Origin of the sequence: Streptomyces calidiresistens (assembly GCF_014141525.1) — a bacterium.
GTDB lineage: Bacteria > Actinomycetota > Actinomycetes > Streptomycetales > Streptomycetaceae > Streptomyces > Streptomyces calidiresistens.
The window spans coordinates 1-387 of record NZ_VKHS01001624.1 but is presented as its reverse complement, the minus strand read 5'-3'; the positions used below and the strand labels follow the sequence as shown (position 1 = coordinate 387).

Here is a 387-nt window from a genome sequence, read left to right as displayed (position 1 = left end):
CACATGTTTATAAGAGACAGCCCCACCACCCGTCGTGCCTTCCCCGTCCGCGCCAGGGTCGGCAACCGCGCCCTGTCCGTCATGGTGCGCCGCCGCACCGGCGTCCGGCTGCGCGACCTCGGCCCCCTGAGGGTCGCCCGCCGCCGGGCCCTGCTCGACCTCGGACTCACCGACCGCCGCAGCGGCTACCCCCTGGAGATGGTGGTCGCCGCCGCCGACGCGGGATGGCGGATCACCGAGACCGAGGTCCCCTACCTGCCGCGCACCGGACGATCCAAGGTCACCGGTACCTGGATGGGCACCTTCCGGGCCGTCCGCGACATGCGGAGGGTGCTGCGATGACACCCCCACCCCCCGGTCGGGGACCGGGCGCCCCCGTCACCCGAC

1 pseudogene is annotated in these 387 nt (G+C 73.9%); it reads left to right on the top strand.

The window, feature by feature from the left end:
• Window positions 1-342 (top strand): annotated as a pseudogene (locus tag FOE67_RS28560) (glycosyltransferase); the annotation flags it as partial.
• Window positions 343-387 lie beyond the last annotated feature (45 nt).